The sequence below is a fragment of the Streptomyces bluensis genome, from assembly GCF_014650715.1.
In the GTDB taxonomy this organism is placed as follows: Bacteria; Actinomycetota; Actinomycetes; order Streptomycetales; family Streptomycetaceae; genus Streptomyces; species Streptomyces bluensis.
On sequence record NZ_BMVM01000003.1, the window covers coordinates 241,993 to 257,094 of the forward strand.

18 protein-coding genes are annotated in these 15,102 nt (G+C 68.6%); 11 read left to right on the forward strand and 7 right to left on the reverse strand.

Annotation, left to right across the window (positions count from 1 at the left end; all coding sequences use genetic code 11):
* Positions 1 to 66: 66 nt before the first annotated feature.
* Entirely contained in the window at positions 67 to 1,053 is a 987-nt protein-coding gene (locus tag IE262_RS11065; protein ID WP_189873201.1) for a phosphotransferase family protein, read from the reverse strand.
* Positions 1,054 to 1,110: 57 nt separating this feature from the next.
* Positions 1,111 to 1,716: a TetR/AcrR family transcriptional regulator gene (locus IE262_RS11070; RefSeq protein ID WP_189873203.1), complete on the reverse strand. Its 606-nt coding sequence runs from the start codon at positions 1,714 to 1,716 to the stop codon at positions 1,111 to 1,113.
* A gap of 117 nt (positions 1,717 to 1,833) precedes the next feature.
* Here IE262_RS11070 and IE262_RS11075 point away from each other — a divergent pair, with 117 nt between their 5' ends.
* A complete protein-coding gene (locus IE262_RS11075) occupies positions 1,834 to 2,751 on the forward strand; it encodes an alpha/beta fold hydrolase (RefSeq protein ID WP_229877207.1) in 918 nt (305 codons plus the stop codon).
* A gap of 139 nt (positions 2,752 to 2,890) precedes the next feature.
* The gene (locus IE262_RS11080) at positions 2,891 to 4,081 is read left to right on the forward strand and encodes an alginate lyase family protein (RefSeq protein ID WP_189873207.1); all 1,191 of its coding nucleotides are present in this window, start codon (positions 2,891 to 2,893) and stop codon (positions 4,079 to 4,081) included.
* Between the two features lie 154 nt (positions 4,082 to 4,235).
* Here the strand turns inward: IE262_RS11080 and IE262_RS11085 are convergent, their stop codons facing one another.
* Positions 4,236 to 5,849 carry an MFS transporter gene (locus IE262_RS11085; protein ID WP_189873209.1) on the reverse strand — a complete coding sequence of 538 codons (1,614 nt, stop codon included), beginning with the start codon at positions 5,847 to 5,849 and terminating at the stop codon, positions 4,236 to 4,238.
* A gap of 137 nt (positions 5,850 to 5,986) precedes the next feature.
* On the reverse strand, positions 5,987 to 6,994 hold the full coding sequence (locus IE262_RS11090; protein WP_189873211.1) for an NAD(P)/FAD-dependent oxidoreductase: 1,008 nt from the start codon (positions 6,992 to 6,994) through the stop codon (positions 5,987 to 5,989).
* A gap of 82 nt (positions 6,995 to 7,076) precedes the next feature.
* Between IE262_RS11090 and IE262_RS11095 the strand changes: the two genes are divergently transcribed.
* The 9 genes from IE262_RS11095 to IE262_RS11135 all read left to right on the forward strand — a co-directional run bounded on the left by IE262_RS11095 (position 7,077) and on the right by IE262_RS11135 (position 12,640).
* The gene (locus IE262_RS11095) at positions 7,077 to 7,697 is read left to right on the forward strand and encodes an XRE family transcriptional regulator (RefSeq protein ID WP_189873213.1); all 621 of its coding nucleotides are present in this window, start codon (positions 7,077 to 7,079) and stop codon (positions 7,695 to 7,697) included.
* Positions 7,698 to 7,828: 131 nt separating this feature from the next.
* Positions 7,829 to 8,722 (forward strand): class I SAM-dependent methyltransferase, encoded by an 894-nt coding sequence (locus IE262_RS11100; RefSeq protein WP_189873215.1) that lies wholly within the window; start codon positions 7,829 to 7,831, stop codon positions 8,720 to 8,722.
* Positions 8,723 to 8,902: 180 nt separating this feature from the next.
* Positions 8,903 to 9,706, forward strand: a complete 804-nt coding sequence (locus tag IE262_RS11105; protein WP_189873217.1) for a DUF1684 domain-containing protein — start codon at positions 8,903 to 8,905, stop codon at positions 9,704 to 9,706.
* 44 nt (positions 9,707 to 9,750) lie between these two features.
* Positions 9,751 to 10,143, forward strand: coding sequence for a nuclear transport factor 2 family protein (locus IE262_RS11110; protein ID WP_189873220.1), 393 nt, complete (start codon positions 9,751 to 9,753; stop codon positions 10,141 to 10,143).
* Positions 10,144 to 10,408: 265 nt separating this feature from the next.
* Positions 10,409 to 11,029, forward strand: coding sequence for a peptide-methionine (S)-S-oxide reductase MsrA (msrA, locus tag IE262_RS11115; RefSeq protein WP_229877208.1), 621 nt, complete (start codon positions 10,409 to 10,411; stop codon positions 11,027 to 11,029).
* A 168-nt stretch (positions 11,030 to 11,197) separates the two neighbouring features.
* Positions 11,198 to 11,551, forward strand: a complete 354-nt coding sequence (locus IE262_RS11120; protein ID WP_189873572.1) for a DUF6247 family protein — start codon at positions 11,198 to 11,200, stop codon at positions 11,549 to 11,551.
* Positions 11,548 to 11,820 carry a hypothetical protein gene (locus IE262_RS11125; RefSeq protein WP_189873224.1) on the forward strand — a complete coding sequence of 91 codons (273 nt, stop codon included), beginning with the start codon at positions 11,548 to 11,550 and terminating at the stop codon, positions 11,818 to 11,820. Before IE262_RS11120 ends, IE262_RS11125 begins: the two co-directional genes overlap by 4 nt.
* Before the next feature lie 95 nt (positions 11,821 to 11,915).
* Positions 11,916 to 12,413, forward strand: coding sequence for a DUF2975 domain-containing protein (locus tag IE262_RS11130; protein ID WP_134029150.1), 498 nt, complete (start codon positions 11,916 to 11,918; stop codon positions 12,411 to 12,413).
* Positions 12,413 to 12,640 (forward strand): helix-turn-helix domain-containing protein, encoded by a 228-nt coding sequence (locus tag IE262_RS11135; RefSeq protein WP_134029148.1) that lies wholly within the window; start codon positions 12,413 to 12,415, stop codon positions 12,638 to 12,640. The genes IE262_RS11130 and IE262_RS11135 overlap by 1 nt, the downstream gene beginning before the upstream one ends.
* A 30-nt stretch (positions 12,641 to 12,670) precedes the next feature.
* Here the strand turns inward: IE262_RS11135 and IE262_RS11140 are convergent, their stop codons facing one another.
* The 3 genes from IE262_RS11140 to IE262_RS11150 form a co-directional block, all read right to left on the reverse strand.
* On the reverse strand, positions 12,671 to 13,054 hold the full coding sequence (locus IE262_RS11140) for a VOC family protein (protein WP_134029146.1): 384 nt from the start codon (positions 13,052 to 13,054) through the stop codon (positions 12,671 to 12,673).
* A 175-nt stretch (positions 13,055 to 13,229) separates the two neighbouring features.
* Positions 13,230 to 13,832, reverse strand: coding sequence for an RDD family protein (locus tag IE262_RS11145; protein ID WP_229877209.1), 603 nt, complete (start codon positions 13,830 to 13,832; stop codon positions 13,230 to 13,232).
* Positions 13,833 to 13,986: 154 nt separating this feature from the next.
* Positions 13,987 to 15,030, reverse strand: coding sequence for an NAD(P)-dependent alcohol dehydrogenase (locus IE262_RS11150; protein WP_189873226.1), 1,044 nt, complete (start codon positions 15,028 to 15,030; stop codon positions 13,987 to 13,989).
* Between the last annotated feature and the right edge of the window lie 72 nt (positions 15,031 to 15,102).

A 15,102-nucleotide genomic window follows, 5' to 3' on the forward strand; every position in this document is an offset into this window, starting at 1 on the left:
CACGTTCGTCAGCGAACGGCCGTAGAAGATCAGTGGCCCTTTCAAGGGCGGGGCCGTTGCCCTCTGCTACAGCACGAGTGCCAGGGCTTCCTTCAGGTTGTGCTCGGCGATCTCGTGCATGAAAGCCCGGTCGGGGTAGTCACCGTCAAGCAGGCGCAACGGGCCGACGACCAGGGACAGGCGCATCGCGAGCCGGTAGAGGGCCAGCCGCTGCGGGTCGAGGCCGGGCCGGGACAGGACGGGGTAGCGCTTTCCGAAGCGGAGCTGCAGGAAGACATGCTCCCACTCGATGTCGAAGTGCATGAGGCCCTCGATGTCGATCAGCACCGGATGGCCGTCGCCGTCGACCAGGACGTGGTCGGGGCCCAGTTCCCCGTGGATCAATCCGTACTCGGCACGCGGGGTGACCAGTGCGGCCAAGCCGTGGAGACGGTCGCGCAAGTGACCGTCTGCTGCGGCGATCCTGCGGTCTCTGCCCGCGGCCTCTTCGAGATCGCGCAACGCCCGGTCGAGAACCAGTTGCTCGCAGGAGACTCCGCTGGCTGTGCCGCCCTGCTCCAGGAGATCGACCCGGCCGTAGTTCGGGGCGAGGTGTCGGTGCATGACGTCCACCGTCGCGGCCAGGTCGTCCACGGCCGCATTCGCGCGGGCGGGATCGCTCTCAAAAAGTGCTTCGAGAGTGCCCGCGGAGATGTCCTCGACCACGGCCACGTCCGCCGGGTAGCGGCGCCGGCTGGTGTCCGCCAGGAGAACCCGCGGAACCCTTACACCCAGGCTGTCCAGAGTCCGCTGGGCGGTAAGGAACGATGCCAGACCTGAGGCGGGTGCGAACGGGTCCCTGGTATCGATTCCGTTGTGGCCCGGCCAGAAGTTCTCCTCTTCGGCCCAGCTGTAGACGATCACACTCGTCATCGGGGCTCCGTCGACTCGAACGCGGTACACCCCCTTCTTGCTGCCCCCGCGCAACCGGTCCACCGCGACCGCACGGCAGCCCGATCCCAGCACGTCACGCACCAGCCCCGACAGGTCATCGATCTCCGCAAGTTTCCGCATCGGCAGAAGCTATCGAACGGAGCGCTCGTGCACGGAGTGAAAAATGTGCGACACCTGTCAACCGACCCGGAAGATCCGGTTCAGGTGAAGATTCAGGATCGCGGTTGCGGACTCCGGGCTGCGCTGGCCGACGAGGATGCTGGTGCCGAGTCCGGCTGACATGGCGAGCAGGCTGACTGCTTCGTCTCTCGCATCGATTCCGGGCCCGGTGAGATCGGCCTCCTGTGCCTGCCGGAGGAGTCCGGTGAGGGTGTCCTCGGCGGCATCAGGGTTCGCGATGAAGGGCTGGGCGGCGAGGGCCTCGTCGGTCACGGACAGGACGGCGTACGAGGTGTAGAGGAAGTGGAACGTGCGGCTTTCGTCATCGGTCGGCAGTGCCGCCATCAAAAGCGCCTCGATCACGGCGCGTGGGCCCGGACTGCTCCCGGCGGCCCGAACCCGGGCGGCGACCCGCTCTCCGAACCTCTCCGTCAGATGCTGCAGCCCGAAGAGCAACAGCTTCTCCTTGGTCTCGAAGTAGTACTGGACCAGCCGTAGTGACACGCCGGCCTCCGCTGCCACATCGCGCATCCCCACGGCGTGCAGCCCGCGCCGCGCCGCGACCCTGACGAGCGCCTCGGCGATCTCGGTTCGTCGTTGTGCGTGGTCCACGCGCTTCGGCATCGGTTGCGCCTCTCGTCCGTCCGCGCCGGTTGCTCGGCCGTTTTCATGATACGACCGTACCATTTTTATGGTACGGTCGTATCACAATCGCGTTGTTGCCTCTGGAGGTGGCCTTCCGTGCCCGAGACCACGACCCGCGAACGCGTCCGGCCCGACGTGGGGCGGTATGTGAGCGACGCCCTTCGTGAGCGTTACTTCTCCGCGTGCGACGCCGTCTACGCCATGGGTGCGTCGACTGTCGCGGAGGAGGACGTGGAGACCAGCTTCGGGACGACGCACGTCTACCGGTACGGCCCGGGCGACCCGGCCGACGCCTCCCGCACCCCGGTGGTCCTGGTGCATGGCGCCGGCAGCTGCTCCGCGATGTGGTACCCGAACACTCCGGCACTCAGCGCCGAGCGCCCCGTCTACGCGATCGACACACCAGGTGACCCCGGCCGCAGTGATCAGCGTGAACCCATTCACCAGCCCGACCGTGCCGCCCAGTGGCTGGACGAGACACTCGCCGGACTCGGCCTCGACCGCGTCCACCTGGTCGGTTCCTCCTACGGAGGATGGCTCGCCCTGAATCAGGCACACCGCAGGCCCGCACGCCTCGCCTCGGTGACCCTGCTCGACCCCGGCGGCCTTGAGAAGGTCGGCCTGCGTTTCTTCGCCTGGATATTCGTCAGCCTCTTCGCGACCTTCGCGCCCAAGGCGCTACGCCCTCGACTGGCGGCCTGGCTGGAGCAGCCCGTCCTCGTCGTGCCACAGCTGCGCGCGATGATCAGAGCGGGCGTCCGCGCCTACCGCATTCGCCGTCCGGCTCCACTGCCTCTGTCGGAGGAGGAACTGTCCACCATCCGCACCCCGCTCTATCTGGTGCTCGGCAAGCGAAGCCTTCTCGTGCATCCGATGCGGCAAGTGGAGCGCGTCCCGCGGCTGATACGGGGCGCCCGGGCCGAGATTGTCTCGAACACCGGTCACGGACCGCAGATCGACCACGCGGACGAGGTCAACCGCCGGATGCTGGGTTTCATGGACTCGATCGACTGACGGACGCGCACCCGGGCGGGCCCCAGCCGCCGCCTGTGGGGATGACGCGTGCATTGACATGTTCACGGTACATCCTTATGGTCCGGACCAACCTTTCCGCATTCGGAACTGCGTTCCCATTCGTGAATGAGGTCATCGGATGGCACGAACCAGAACCGCACTGCTCACTGTTCTGGCCCTGCTGGCCGGCCTGCTGAGTCTTCAGTTCTCCGGACCGGCCCCACGGGCCACGGCCGCACCGGCGGCCTTCACTCACCCCGGTGTGCTGGTCAGCCGGGCCCAACTCGACTTCGCCCGCTCGAAGGTGCAGGCCGGTCAACAGCCGTGGAAGGCCGCGTACGACGGCATGATGGCGAGTTCGTACGCCTCGTTGTCGCGTACGGCCAAGCCGCGGGCCGTAGTGGAGTGCGGCTCGTCGTCCAACCCCAACTACGGCTGCACCGACGAGCGTCAGGACGCCATAGCGGCCTACACCACCGCGCTCGCCTGGTACTTCACCCGGGACAGCAGGTACGCCAAGAAGTCGATCGAGATCATGGACGCCTGGTCCGGGACCATCACGGATCACACCAACAGCAACGCCCCCCTGCAGACCGGCTGGTCCGGGGCGACCTGGCCGCGCGCCGCCGAGATCATCAAGTACACCTACGACGGCGGCTGGCCGGGCGCCGGGCGCTTCGCGACCATGCTTCGCACCGTGTACCTCCCCGAGGTCGTCAACGGCGCGGCGACCAAGAACGGCAACTGGGAACTGGTCATGACCGAGGCGGCCATCGGCATCTCGGTCTTCATCGAGGACCGCACCAGCTACGACAAGGCGGTCAGCACCTTCCTCGCCCGCGTCCCCGCGTACGTCTACCTGACCAGTGACGGCGACCTGCCCAAGCCGCCCGCGGGCAGCAGCATCGACACCAGCGCCGAGATCATCAAGTACTGGCAGGGCCAGAGCACCTTCACCGACGGCCTCGCCCAGGAGACCTGCCGCGACTTCGGGCACACCGGATGGGGCATCGCCTCCATCGCGGACATCGCGGAAACCAGCCGCATCCAGGGCCAGGACCTCTATCCGAAGGTCCAGGACCGGCTGCGCCAGGCACTGGGCTTCCACACCTCCTACGAGAACGGCGCCGCCGTGCCGTCCTGGCTGTGCGGCGGCTCGGTCAACACGGGCCTCGCCCGGGTCACCGAGGTCGGCTTCAACGCGCTCCACAACCGCCTCGGTATCAGCATGTCCAACACCCAGAAGTACACGGAGGCACACCGGCCCTCCGGCACGGACAACTACTTCAACGCCTGGACGACCCTCACACACGCCGACAACCCCAACTGACCGTCACCCGAGGAGGCACCCCCGGGGCGGCCCTCACTCGCCTACGAGTGCCCGAGCGGCACGCCGTGCTCGGGACGGCGTTGCGGGGGCCGTAAATGAGTGCTTCTCCTGCATGTGATGGGGTGATGGGTGGCTCGGGGCAGGTCCCGCGAGGTCAGCGGGCGGCGACGTGGTCCGCGGCTCCGGTCTCCCGGGCTGCCTCGTCGTCGGGCTGGAGGGGTGCGGTGTTCTCCGGGCCGCGCAGGGCGACGTGGACGAGCAGTGCGGCCATGACGGCGGCGCCGATCCACATGGCCTGCCGCCAGCCGTCGACGAAGGACTGCTGTGCGGCGTGGATCAGGGCCTGGGCGTGGCTGCCGGTCTCGGGTGCGACCTCGATGGCGTTGGCGATGCCTTCGCGTGCGGTGTCCGCGGCGCCCGTGGGGATGCCGTCGAGCTTGCTGTCGATGGCGCTGCGGTAGCCGTTGGCCAGGAGCGCGCCGAGCATGGCGACGCCGAGGGCGGTGCCGAACTCGCGGGTGACGTCGTTGAGCGCGGAGGCGACACCCTGTTTGGCGCGGGGCAGGGAGCTGGTGATGGCCTCGGTGGAGGGTGTCATCGACAGACCCATGCCGATGCCCATGGCGAGCATGCCGGCGAGGATGGACAGGTAGCCGTCGTCGACGGACACGAACAGGGCCATCAGGGCCAGGCCGAGCGTGGCCAGGGTGACGCCCACGGTCATGGTGGAGCGGGCGCCGATCTTGGCGGCCATCTTGGGGGCCAGGCCGGAGGTCATCATCATGACGACGGCCATGGGCATCATCGCCACGGTGGACAGCAGACCGGACCAGCCGAGTACGGCCTGGAAGAACGGGAAGAGGACAACGGCGATACCGGCCTGGACGCCGAAGACGACGAGCAGGGTGATGGAGCCGTCGGCCAGGCCGCGCTCGCGGAAGACGCGTACGTCCAGCAGCGAGGCATCGCGGCGGTGCAGTTCCCAGGCCACGAAGGTGATGGCGGCGATGACGCCGACGGCCAGGCTGAACAGGGTGATCGGGGCGCTCCAGCCGCGTTCGGGGCCTTCTTGCAGGACGAAGATGAGACCGGTCACGGCGACGGTGGAGACCAGCGCGCCGATGGTGTCGAAGGAATGGGTGGAGCGTTCGCGGGAGTTGGGCACGGACTTCAGCGTCATCACCAGCGCGATGACCACCAGGACCACGGGCAGCACGAACAGCCACCGCCAGTCGGCGACATCGACCAGCAGGGCGGAGAGGAACATGCCCAGGATGCCGCCGCCTCCGGCGACGCCGGTCCACACACCGATGGCCTTGCCTCGTTCCTCCTCGGGGAAGGTGGAGGTGATGACGGCCAGCGTGATCGGCATGATCATCGCGGCGCTGATTCCGGCGGCCACGCGGGCGGCGATCATGACCCCCGCCGACGGGGCGAGGCCCGCGACGACGCTGGCGGCACCGAAGACGATCAGTCCGGTGACCAGCATGGGCTTGCGGCCCAGACGGTCACCGATCGCGCCGAGCGGCAGCAGCAGCGCAGCCAGGGCCAACGTGTAGATATTGATGATCCACAGGACAGTGGTCTGCGAGGCTCCGAACTCGACGGCCATGTGGGTCTGGGCGACGTTCAGCCCGGACACCGAGGCGATGACAGCCATCAGCGCGATCGAGACGGTGGCCAGGATCGCGCGCAGCTGACGCGCATCCGGTGTACCCCCGCCGCCGGTCGGCGCGGTTGCCGCCTGAGGAGGCTGATTGGTACTCATGGTTTCCTTCCCACAAGGGCATGCGGAATCAGCGCCGGGACAGGACCGGTCGCCAGGTTGGTGAGATGGGGACCTGCTCACCACGCGGACCGCTGGACGGCGGCCCGCGCGGTGGTTCAGCAGCGGCGCTCAGGGCGTCAGCCGGTGGTCTTCTGTGCGGCGGCGAGTGCCGCGTCGGTGTCCGCGGTGGCCAGCAGGGCGTTGATATGGGAACCGGCCAGGGCTCCGGCTGCGGCGGAGGCGCCGACCTGGGCAGTGAGGTCGGTGGCGTTGCCGGCCACCCACACGCCCGGGATCTCGGTGGTGCCGGCCACGGCGGAGGCGAAGCGGCGGCCCATGTTGTGGGGCAGGTCCTCCATGGGCAGCTTCAGGCCGTCCAGGCCCTCGGTGCGGGCCTGCATCTGCGTGGCGACAGCCAGGACCCGCCGCTCCACGAAGGTGTAGTCGGTCAGGCGGACGCCTGAGAGGGTGCCGTCGTCGTCGTTGACGACTTCCTTGACGTCGGTCTCGATGATGCGGATGTTGCGGGCGGCGAAGCGGGCGCGGGTGTCCGTGTCCAGTTCGGTGCCGCGGGTGAAGTAGACGAGGTCGTCCGTCAGCTGGCGGAACAGCCAGGCGTGATGGACGGAGGCCGGGCCGGTGGCGAGGATGCCGATGGGCTCATCGCGCACCTCATAGCCGTGGCAGTAGGGGCAGTGCACCACGTTGCGGCCCCAGTGCCGGGCCAGGCCGGGCACCTCGGGCAGCACGTCGCGCAGGCCGGTGGCCACCAGTACCCGGCGCGCCGTCAGCGTGCGCCCGTCGGCCAGGGTGATGGCGAACCGCAGGTCACCGTCCGTTGAGGGGGCGGCGGGTTCGGCCGTGGCCACTTCCTCGAAGACGATCTGGCCGCCGTACTCGCGTACCTGCCGGCGTCCGCGCTTGAGGATCTCGGGGGGCGGGGTACCGTCGAGGACGATGAAGCCGTGCATGGCCGATGCGGGGGCGTTGCGCGGGGTGCCGCTATCGATCACGACGACCGAGCGGCGGGAGCGGGCCAGCATCAGCGCGCCGTTCAGACCCGCGGCGCCGCCGCCGATCACCACCACGTCCACGGTCTCGGTGGGCAGTGCGTCGCTGTCGTAGTGGGGAGTCTGCGCAGACATGTCGCGCCCTTTCGGTGTACCTGGCCCCCGTGCCGGGCCATCTGTATTCGACGCTAAGCCTGCGTTGCATCAACGGCATACCATGTTGCCTATAACGCAAGAAGATGGGCAGCTGGACAGCCTCGTACGCAAACGGATCCGCGCGCTGCGCGTCGCGCAGGGCTGGTCACTGGAGGAACTGGCCACCCGCGCCAACCTCAGCCAGTCCTCACTGAGCCGCATCGAGAACGGTCAACGCCGCCTCGCCCTGGACCAGCTCGTCACCCTCGCCCGCGCACTGGACACCACATTGGACCAGCTCGTGGAGAACGCCGCCGACGATGTCGTCATCAGCCCGATGATCGACGGTGCCCACGGACTGATGCGCTGGCCCGTCAAGGGCGACCCGGGTATGAGCGTGATGCGTCAGCGGATGACGGACCCGCCGCCCGACAACCCGGCCCGCATGCGCGCCCACCCCGGCCGCGAATGGCTCGTCGTACTGTCCGGCACCGCCATCCTCATGCTCGGCCACCGGCGCTTTCGCATCGAGACCAACCAGGCCGCCGAGTTCCCCACCATGATGCCGCACGCCATCGGCGCCGAGGGCGGACCGTGCGAGATCATGGGCATCTTCGACCGCGACGCCCGCCGCGGCCACCAGAAAGACGCCGGCGACGGCACCGAAGCCGACTGCGGAGCCGTCCGGGGCCCCTGCGAGTAGCGAGCCACCATCGTGCGGAAGGCCCCGACGAGGTGGGCGATCTTGCGTTCTGGGCAGCGCACCAAGCCACCTTCTTGCGTATTACGCAAGCAGTTGAGCGGAAAGCGCATGACGGACTTACGGTTGTTGCCATGTCCCAAACGCACCAGCACACCCCCCACCATGGCGAAGGCGGTCACCACCCCGACCACGGCCCAGGCGGCCGCCAAGAGCACAGCGATGGCGGGCAGGCGGAGATCCTCGATCTGGATGCCGAGGTGCTCGCCGAGCACATAGCGTCCATCACCGCCTGGCTGCCGCTGAAGAGCGCGCCGCGCCAGATCGTGGACCTGGGCTGCGGCACCGGCGCGGGCACCTTCGCGCTCCTCGAACGCTTCCCTGACGCGCACGTCACCGCCGTCGACACCTCGGCCGGGCACCTCCAGCTCCTGCGTGAGAAGGCACGCGCCCGCGGCGTCGAGGGGCGCGTACGGACCGTGCAGGCCGACCTCGACAGCGACCACTGGCCCGACCTCGGCACACCGGATCTGGTGTGGGCCTCTGCCTCGATGCACCACATGGCCGACCCCGACCGCGCCCTCACGAGCGTTCACGACCTGCTCGCCCCCGGTGGCCTGTTCGCCGTCGTCGAGCTCGCGGGCTTCCCCCGCTTCCTGCCTGCCGGCGCCCCCGAGAGCCGGCCCGGGCTCGAAGAGCGCGCCCATGCCGCGACCGACAGCTTCCACGCCGAGCACGTTCCGCACCGCGGCGCCGACTGGGGGCCGATGCTGACAGCCGCCGGCTTCACCGTCGAGGCTGAGCGCACCATCAGCGTCAACATCGAAGGTGAGCGCAGCGCAGCCATCGGCCGCTACGCCTATGGCAGCCTTCAGCGCATCCGAGGCGTAGCCGCCCCCGCCCTCAGCCCCGATGACCTCGCCGCTCTCGACGAGCTCCTGGACACCAACAGCCCGAATAGCCTTCTGCGCCGCGAGGATCTCGCCGTACGTACCGAGCGCACCGTCTGGGCCGCACGCCGCGCCTGACGCCCCGGTGCGACACAGGGTTGCCTGCCGGGCGGCCCCAGCGCCGAATTGCCTGCCTCAAAAGCAACCACCGCCCGCGCAGCGCCGTGCGCGTCGCTGGGCTGAGCAATCACGCCCGCGCACGCCTCGCGCAGCGCTGTCGCCGCGACCCACGTGCGGCGGAGAGGAAAGGGAGCATTCATGACTGCACCGCAGATCCCCACCGACTACGAAGCCTGGCGACAAGGCCGGTGGGAAGAGATAGCCGGAGCGAACGGCAAGGCCAAGGTCGTCGCCAATGCCAAGATCACGGAACCGGGCCCGCACACGCTTCCGGGCATCCCCGGCGAATGGGGCACCACTGAAGTGGGAGACCTGACCGTGACGGCCAAGGTCGCCGACGGCGTGCGGGTGGCCGGCAGCCTGGTCGACGGAACGAGCCCCGTACCCTCCGGCAGCCGCCTGGAATTCCCGGACAACCGGGTCGGCTTCGCCGGCGGCGCGGACGGCTCCTACGGCCTGGTCGTCATGGACCAAGGCCGCGTCGAGCGCGCCGGACTCACCGGCATCGACGCCTTCCCCTACAACCCCGCCTGGGTCTTCGAAGGCCAGTACCGAGCAGCTCCCGAAGGGCGCCGCATCGAGGTGCCGCGGCTGACCACCCCGCGCAGCACCGAAGCCATCCAGGCCCCCGTCGACCTGGCCGTGACCATCGACGGCACCGAGTACGTCCTGGCCGTCCTCCAGGACTTCCCCGGCCAGCGCCTGGTGATCTTCACCGACGAGACCAACGGCGAATCGACGCCGACGATCGGCCGTTGGCTGGTACTGCCGCTGTTGGAGCCCGGCAGCACCCTGACGGTCGACTTCAACAAGGCCGCGCTCTCGCACCACCACCTCAACCCGGACGTGTTCATCTGTCCGCTCTCACCGCCCGGCAACCACCTGCCGATGCGCGTCGAGGTCGGCGAGCGCGCCCTGATCCACGCCACCGCCCGGAACTGATACGCCCTGCGAAACCCATCAACGTCTAACGAAGGAAGACCCATATGAGCCAGGACCTGAAGAACAAGGCCGTCACCTACCTCCGCGCACTGGAAAACCGCGATTGGAAGACCGCCCGCGCCCTGTGCGCCGAGACGGCCACCGTCTGGCACAACGACGGCAAGGGCGAGGAGTCCATCGAGGAGAACATCGCCGGGATGGAAGGGCAGATCGAATCCATCGAATCGATGCGCTACGACATCCTGCGCCAGCTCTCCCAGCCGGGCGAAGTCCTCCAACAGCACGTGGTCCACGTCGCCACCACAAACGGCATGCGCGGTGAGGTCCACGCCGCCGTCTACTTCGGCTTCGACGATGCCGGACAGATCAAGCGCATCGAGGAGTACGCCAACTTCATCCCCGCCGACGGCCAGGACCACGACGTCCACCGCGGCTAGGTCCGCCCGCGTCACCTGGCCCGTGGTACAGGCGCACGCTGTGACTACTTCAACGCCTGGACGACCCTCACACACGCGGACACCCCCAACTGACCGTCACCTACCGCCGAAGTCGGCCGACCATTGCCCTGTGCCGGGCCGCGCCGACCCCGGAGAATGGGAAGCCGACGTTTCGCTTGCGCGTCGGCACCCAAGGAGGTGCGGGGCGCGTCGGTGCCGGAAGTGAGGGGAAGCCGTGCTGTTCGGTCGGAGTCGGGAACTGCGCATGCCCACACCGGAGGAGGCGCCTCCGGGGCGGCCCTCGCTCGCGTACGAGGTGCCCGAGCGGCACGCCGTGCTCGGGACGGCGTTGCGGGGGCCGTACCCCGAGGGCTTCGAGGTCGCGGACTTCGCGCTCGGGTGCTTCTGGGGTGCCGAGCGGAGGTACTGGCAGCTTCCGGGTGGGGTGTGGACGACGCTGGTCGGCTTCCAGGGCGGATACACGCCCCACCCCGTGGACGACGAGGTGCGTACGGGGCTGACAGGGCACGCGGAAACGGTGCGCGTCGTGTTCGATCCCGCCAGGGTGTCGTATCGCGAACTGCTCACCCTCTTCTGGGAGTCCCACGACCCCACCCAGGGCTTCCGCCAGGGCAACGACGTCGGCACCCACGTCCGGTCGATCCTGTTCGCCCACTCCCCCGCCCAGCGCGCCGCTGCCGAGGAGACCCGCGCGGCCTACCAGCGGGCCCTGTCCGCCGCCGGATACGGCGAGATCACCACGGAGATCCTTCCGGCCGAGGAGCACCCCTTCTATCCGGCGAGCGCGCTCCACCAGCAGTACCTGGCCAGGAACCCGGCCGGGTACTGCGGGCTCGGCGGGACGGGGGTCACGCTGGTGCGGTAAACGCTTGGGTCCCGAGTCGGCAGCAGCACAACCTGACCCATGAGGCCGCCCCAGGCCCACCTGGACGGGTAGCCGTATCGCTTCTGCCTCACTCGTTCGAGCGGTGGAGCGTCACTCATGCCCGATACGCTGACGTATGGGATCAGAATCGCGCTCATGGGAGTAGCCATGACCACCTCCGCCGCTGGGCAACCGCTCATCCCCCAGCCCCCCGCCACGGTTGCCGCACTACGGCAGGCGATCAGCCAGATCGCTCCTGCCGCGCTGCCGGCCTTCACCCGGGAGTTGGACCAAGCGGCCGACCAGTCCCGGCAGGGCTCCGACCTGGCACCGCTCCACCGATTCATCGCCCAGTGGGCCATCTATGTCCACATCCAGCGCCAGCCCGGCCTGGCAGCAGACCTCCGCCGCTGGGAAGACACCGCCGAGTCGGGCGATGCCGCCCAGGCACGACAGGCTGCCTCTGAGATCGGACGACTCCTGGACGAAGCGCACGCAGCCGTCGGACTCCCGGCCCGGTGAGCGCGGACTGGCGCTGGGAGTACGACCCTGACCACGACCACGTGACAGGCGGCATCCCCGTTCACGTGGTGACCGAAGTGGAACGTCTGGCCGGCCAACTTGTCGACCTTGCCAGTATGGGCATCGACGTCAGCGACTTCGGCAACGGTCCCCGACCGGGCGGGCTACGCCGCATGGACGCCGTCGGCGGCTGGTTCTACTTCCTGGTGGCACCGCGCGAACCGCTGATCATCGTTGTCCGCATCGTGCCCCCGTTCGATGCCCTCTAGTCATCAGCCCTGTGCCGCGCGGTCTCACGCGAGGAACATCGATCAACTGAACGGGATCGATTGATTTTCGATCGATAGCTATCGATAATCGATGCATGCATCGCTTCTTCATAGCCGCGCTCCGCGCCGGCATCGTCGCTGCGTTCGCCCTTGCTCTCTTCGGTCAGATCGTGGTCATCCCCACGATGGCAGCCGATGAGGTCGACCGCTTCCCTCCCTACGCCCCGTTCGCCGCGCCCTACGTGACCGTGGCGATCATCGGCGTCGCCTGCATCCAGGTCGCGCTCGTCGCGGTGTGGATGCTGCTCACCATGGTCCAGCGCGACGCGATCTTCACCGTGCGGGCCTTCCGATGGGTCGACATCATCATCGGGTCCTCCTTCATGGCGACGCTGCTGGCGGTGGGGGTCGCCGGGCATCTGGCGCTGGCCGATATCCCCTCCCCCGACGACAACATGGGCGTCATCGGCGCGCTGGCCGGGGCCGTCGCGAGCGTCGGTGTGGGGGTGTCGTTCGTGATGCTCGTCGTCATCATGCGAAGCCTTCTGCGCAAGGCGACGGATCTGGAGACCGAGATCGCCGAGGTGGTCTGATGGCGATCATCGTCGACCTCGACCTCCAGCTCGCCAAACGCGGCCTGTCGGTGGGCGAGTTCGCCGATGCCGTCGGCATCACCCCCGCCAACATCGCCGTACTGAAGAACGGTCGCGCCAAGGCCGTACGGTTCACGACACTCGACGCGATCTGCCGCACGCTCGGCTGCCAGCCCGGCGACGTACTGCGCTGGGTGCCCGACGACGGCGCGGACGACGACAGCTAGAGAGTGCGGAGGACGAGAGCGGACGAGCCGTCAGCTTCCGCTGCCGTACGGCCGCGTCAGGATCTCCAGCCGGTGGCCGTTCGGGTCGTCGAAGTAGGCGCCCCGGCCGTCGTCCCTCGTGTTGATCTCCATTGAGCGGCGGTGGTACGGGTCCGCCCAGTAGGTGAGGCCGGCCGCCCGGATGCGGGCGAAGATCTCGTCGAAGTCCGCCTCCGAGACGAGGAAGGCGTAGTGCTGGGGCGTGATCGGTTCGGATGTCTCCGCGTAGTCGAGGGTCACGCCGTTGGTGATCTCGACCGGGACGAACGGACCGAACTCCGGACTCACCTCCAGCCCCAGAATGTCGGCCAGGAACTGGGCCGACGCCTTCTTGTCATGAGCGGCGACGATCGTGTGGTTCAGCTCGACGGACATGGCGAAGCCTCCTCGGCACGAGAGGGATGCGCGCGACATCGCGGCGCTCCTCGTACGACGTCACAAGGACACTTCCCACGCTAGGCACCGGCTCCCGGCCGCACCATCCGTCCTCCGGCCCCTTCCGCTCCGTCCTGCGAACGGGGACTCGGGGCGCAGGCACTGCCCGCAGGCCCTACACCGGCTGAGCGAGGTCCCTGCGGCGCACGTACCGCAGGCCGCATATCCCCTCGTACAGCTCGCCGTCCTCGTTGTCGCGGACCGTGCCGCGGGACACGTGTCCCGTGAGGATCGATATCCAGGAGCGGAGCCAGTAGTACGGCTGGAGCGGCAGCCAGCACAGGCCCGAGAGCCAGCGCCAGGTGAGACGGAACGGGCCGGGGCGGCGGCCGTCCGCCGCCCGCACCACGCGGATGCCGGTGAGCAGCTTGCCCACACTGGCCCTCGTCATCAGGGTCAGCAGCACCTGGTTGACGAAGGAGGCGCCCGCGACGACCGCTACGAGGAAACCGAGCTCGGCCCCCGCGGACAGCCCCGGCAGCCACTCGCCCTCGCCGAGCACCGCCGTCACGGCGGACCACACGGACCAGGCGAAGATCGTGTCCAGGGCCACCGCGCACATCCGCCGAAAGTCGCCGGCCTCCCGGGGCACGACGGACCGTCTCACCTGCTGCGGTGCGTCGGCCTGCGGGTGCCCCTGCGCGTACGGCTCCGCGTATGGCTCTGCGTACGGGCCTCGCAGGGCACGCGTGCCCTGATTCCCCCGTGGATCCTGCATGTCAGCTCCCCCGTGTCCCCCGTTGATCGAGCTTGTTCGTCAAGCCCGTTGATCAAGCACATCGCCATCATGCACCAGCCCACTGACAACGAAGGGCCGGAGCCGTGTCACCGGCCCCGGCCCTCACGAAAGCGCCAGAAACGCCACGCGAAGGTCAGATCGTCGCCGTGTCGATCACGAACCGGTACCGCACGTCACTCGACAGCACCCGCTCGTACGCGGTGTTGATCTCGGAGGCCTCGATCAGCTCGATCTCGGCGCCCAGGCCGTGCTCGGCGCAGAAGTCCAGCATCTCCTGGGTCTCGCGGATGCCGCCGATGCCGGAGCCCGCGAGGGTCTTGCGGCCGCCGATCACGGAGAACAGGTTGAGCGCGACGGGCTCCTCGGGCGCGCCCACGTTCACGAAGGCGCCGTCCGTCTTCAGCAGGGACAGGAAGGCGTCCAGGTCCAGCGGGGCGGACACGGTGGACAGGATCAGGTCGAAGGAGCCGCGCAGCTCCTCGAAGGTCTTCGGGTCGCTGGTCGCGTAGTAGTGGTCGGCGCCCAGCCGCAGTCCGTCGTCCTGCTTGCGCAGGGACTGGGAGAGGACCGTCACCTCGGCGCCCAGCGCGTGCGCGATCTTGACGCCCATGTGGCCGAGGCCGCCGAAGCCGAGGACGGCGACCTTCTTGCCGGGGCCCGCGTTCCAGTGCTTCAGCGGGGAGTACGTGGTGATGCCCGCGCACAGCAGGGGCGCGGCCACGTCCAGCGCGAGCCCGTCGGGGATGCGTACGACGAAGGACTCGTCAACGACGATCTTGTGGGAGTAGCCACCGTAGGTGGGCTCCCCGTCCTTGCCGATGCCGTTGTACGTCGGAATGTTGCCCTTGAGGCAGTACTGCTCCAGGCCGGCCTCGCAGTTCTCGCACTCACGGCAGGAGTCGACCATGCAGCCGACGCCCACGCGGTCGCCGACCTGGTACTTGGTCACGCCGGAGCCGACCTCGGAGACGATGCCGGCGATCTCGTGCCCGGGCACCATGGGGAATATGGCCTCGCCCCACCCCTCGCGGGCCTGGTGGATGTCCGAGTGGCAGATGCCGGCGAACTTGATGTCGATCAGTACGTCGAACTCACCGACCTCGCGGCGCTCGATCGTGGTGCGCTCCAGCGGAGCCTTGGCTGCGGGGGCGGCGTATGCGGCGACAGTGGTGGTCATGCCGGGGGTTCTCCTAGGAAACAGCGGAGGGTGATCCTGCTAGGGCTCCCGGCCTGCCTTCGGGCCGGGGGC

Bases quoted from the DNA above. Each gene is read 5' to 3' on its own strand.
- IE262_RS11065 (WP_189873201.1), bottom strand. From the start codon at position 1,053: ATGCGGAAACTTGCGGAGATCGATGACCTGTCGGGGCTGGTGCGTGAC.
- IE262_RS11070 (WP_189873203.1), bottom strand. From the start codon at position 1,716: ATGCCGAAGCGCGTGGACCACGCACAACGACGAACCGAGATCGCCGAG.
- IE262_RS11080 (WP_189873207.1), top strand. From the start codon at position 2,891: ATGGCACGAACCAGAACCGCACTGCTCACTGTTCTGGCCCTGCTGGCC.
- IE262_RS11085 (WP_189873209.1), bottom strand. From the start codon at position 5,849: ATGAGTACCAATCAGCCTCCTCAGGCGGCAACCGCGCCGACCGGCGGC.
- IE262_RS11090 (WP_189873211.1), bottom strand. From the start codon at position 6,994: ATGTCTGCGCAGACTCCCCACTACGACAGCGACGCACTGCCCACCGAG.
- IE262_RS11095 (WP_189873213.1), top strand. From the start codon at position 7,077: ATGTTGCCTATAACGCAAGAAGATGGGCAGCTGGACAGCCTCGTACGC.
- IE262_RS11100 (WP_189873215.1), top strand. From the start codon at position 7,829: ATGTCCCAAACGCACCAGCACACCCCCCACCATGGCGAAGGCGGTCAC.
- IE262_RS11105 (WP_189873217.1), top strand. From the start codon at position 8,903: ATGACTGCACCGCAGATCCCCACCGACTACGAAGCCTGGCGACAAGGC.
- IE262_RS11110 (WP_189873220.1), top strand. From the start codon at position 9,751: ATGAGCCAGGACCTGAAGAACAAGGCCGTCACCTACCTCCGCGCACTG.
- msrA (WP_229877208.1), top strand. From the start codon at position 10,409: ATGCCCACACCGGAGGAGGCGCCTCCGGGGCGGCCCTCGCTCGCGTAC.
- IE262_RS11120 (WP_189873572.1), top strand. From the start codon at position 11,198: ATGACCACCTCCGCCGCTGGGCAACCGCTCATCCCCCAGCCCCCCGCC.
- IE262_RS11130 (WP_134029150.1), top strand. From the start codon at position 11,916: ATGCATCGCTTCTTCATAGCCGCGCTCCGCGCCGGCATCGTCGCTGCG.
- IE262_RS11135 (WP_134029148.1), top strand. From the start codon at position 12,413: ATGGCGATCATCGTCGACCTCGACCTCCAGCTCGCCAAACGCGGCCTG.
- IE262_RS11140 (WP_134029146.1), bottom strand. From the start codon at position 13,054: ATGTCCGTCGAGCTGAACCACACGATCGTCGCCGCTCATGACAAGAAG.
- IE262_RS11145 (WP_229877209.1), bottom strand. From the start codon at position 13,832: ATGCAGGATCCACGGGGGAATCAGGGCACGCGTGCCCTGCGAGGCCCG.
- IE262_RS11150 (WP_189873226.1), bottom strand. From the start codon at position 15,030: ATGACCACCACTGTCGCCGCATACGCCGCCCCCGCAGCCAAGGCTCCG.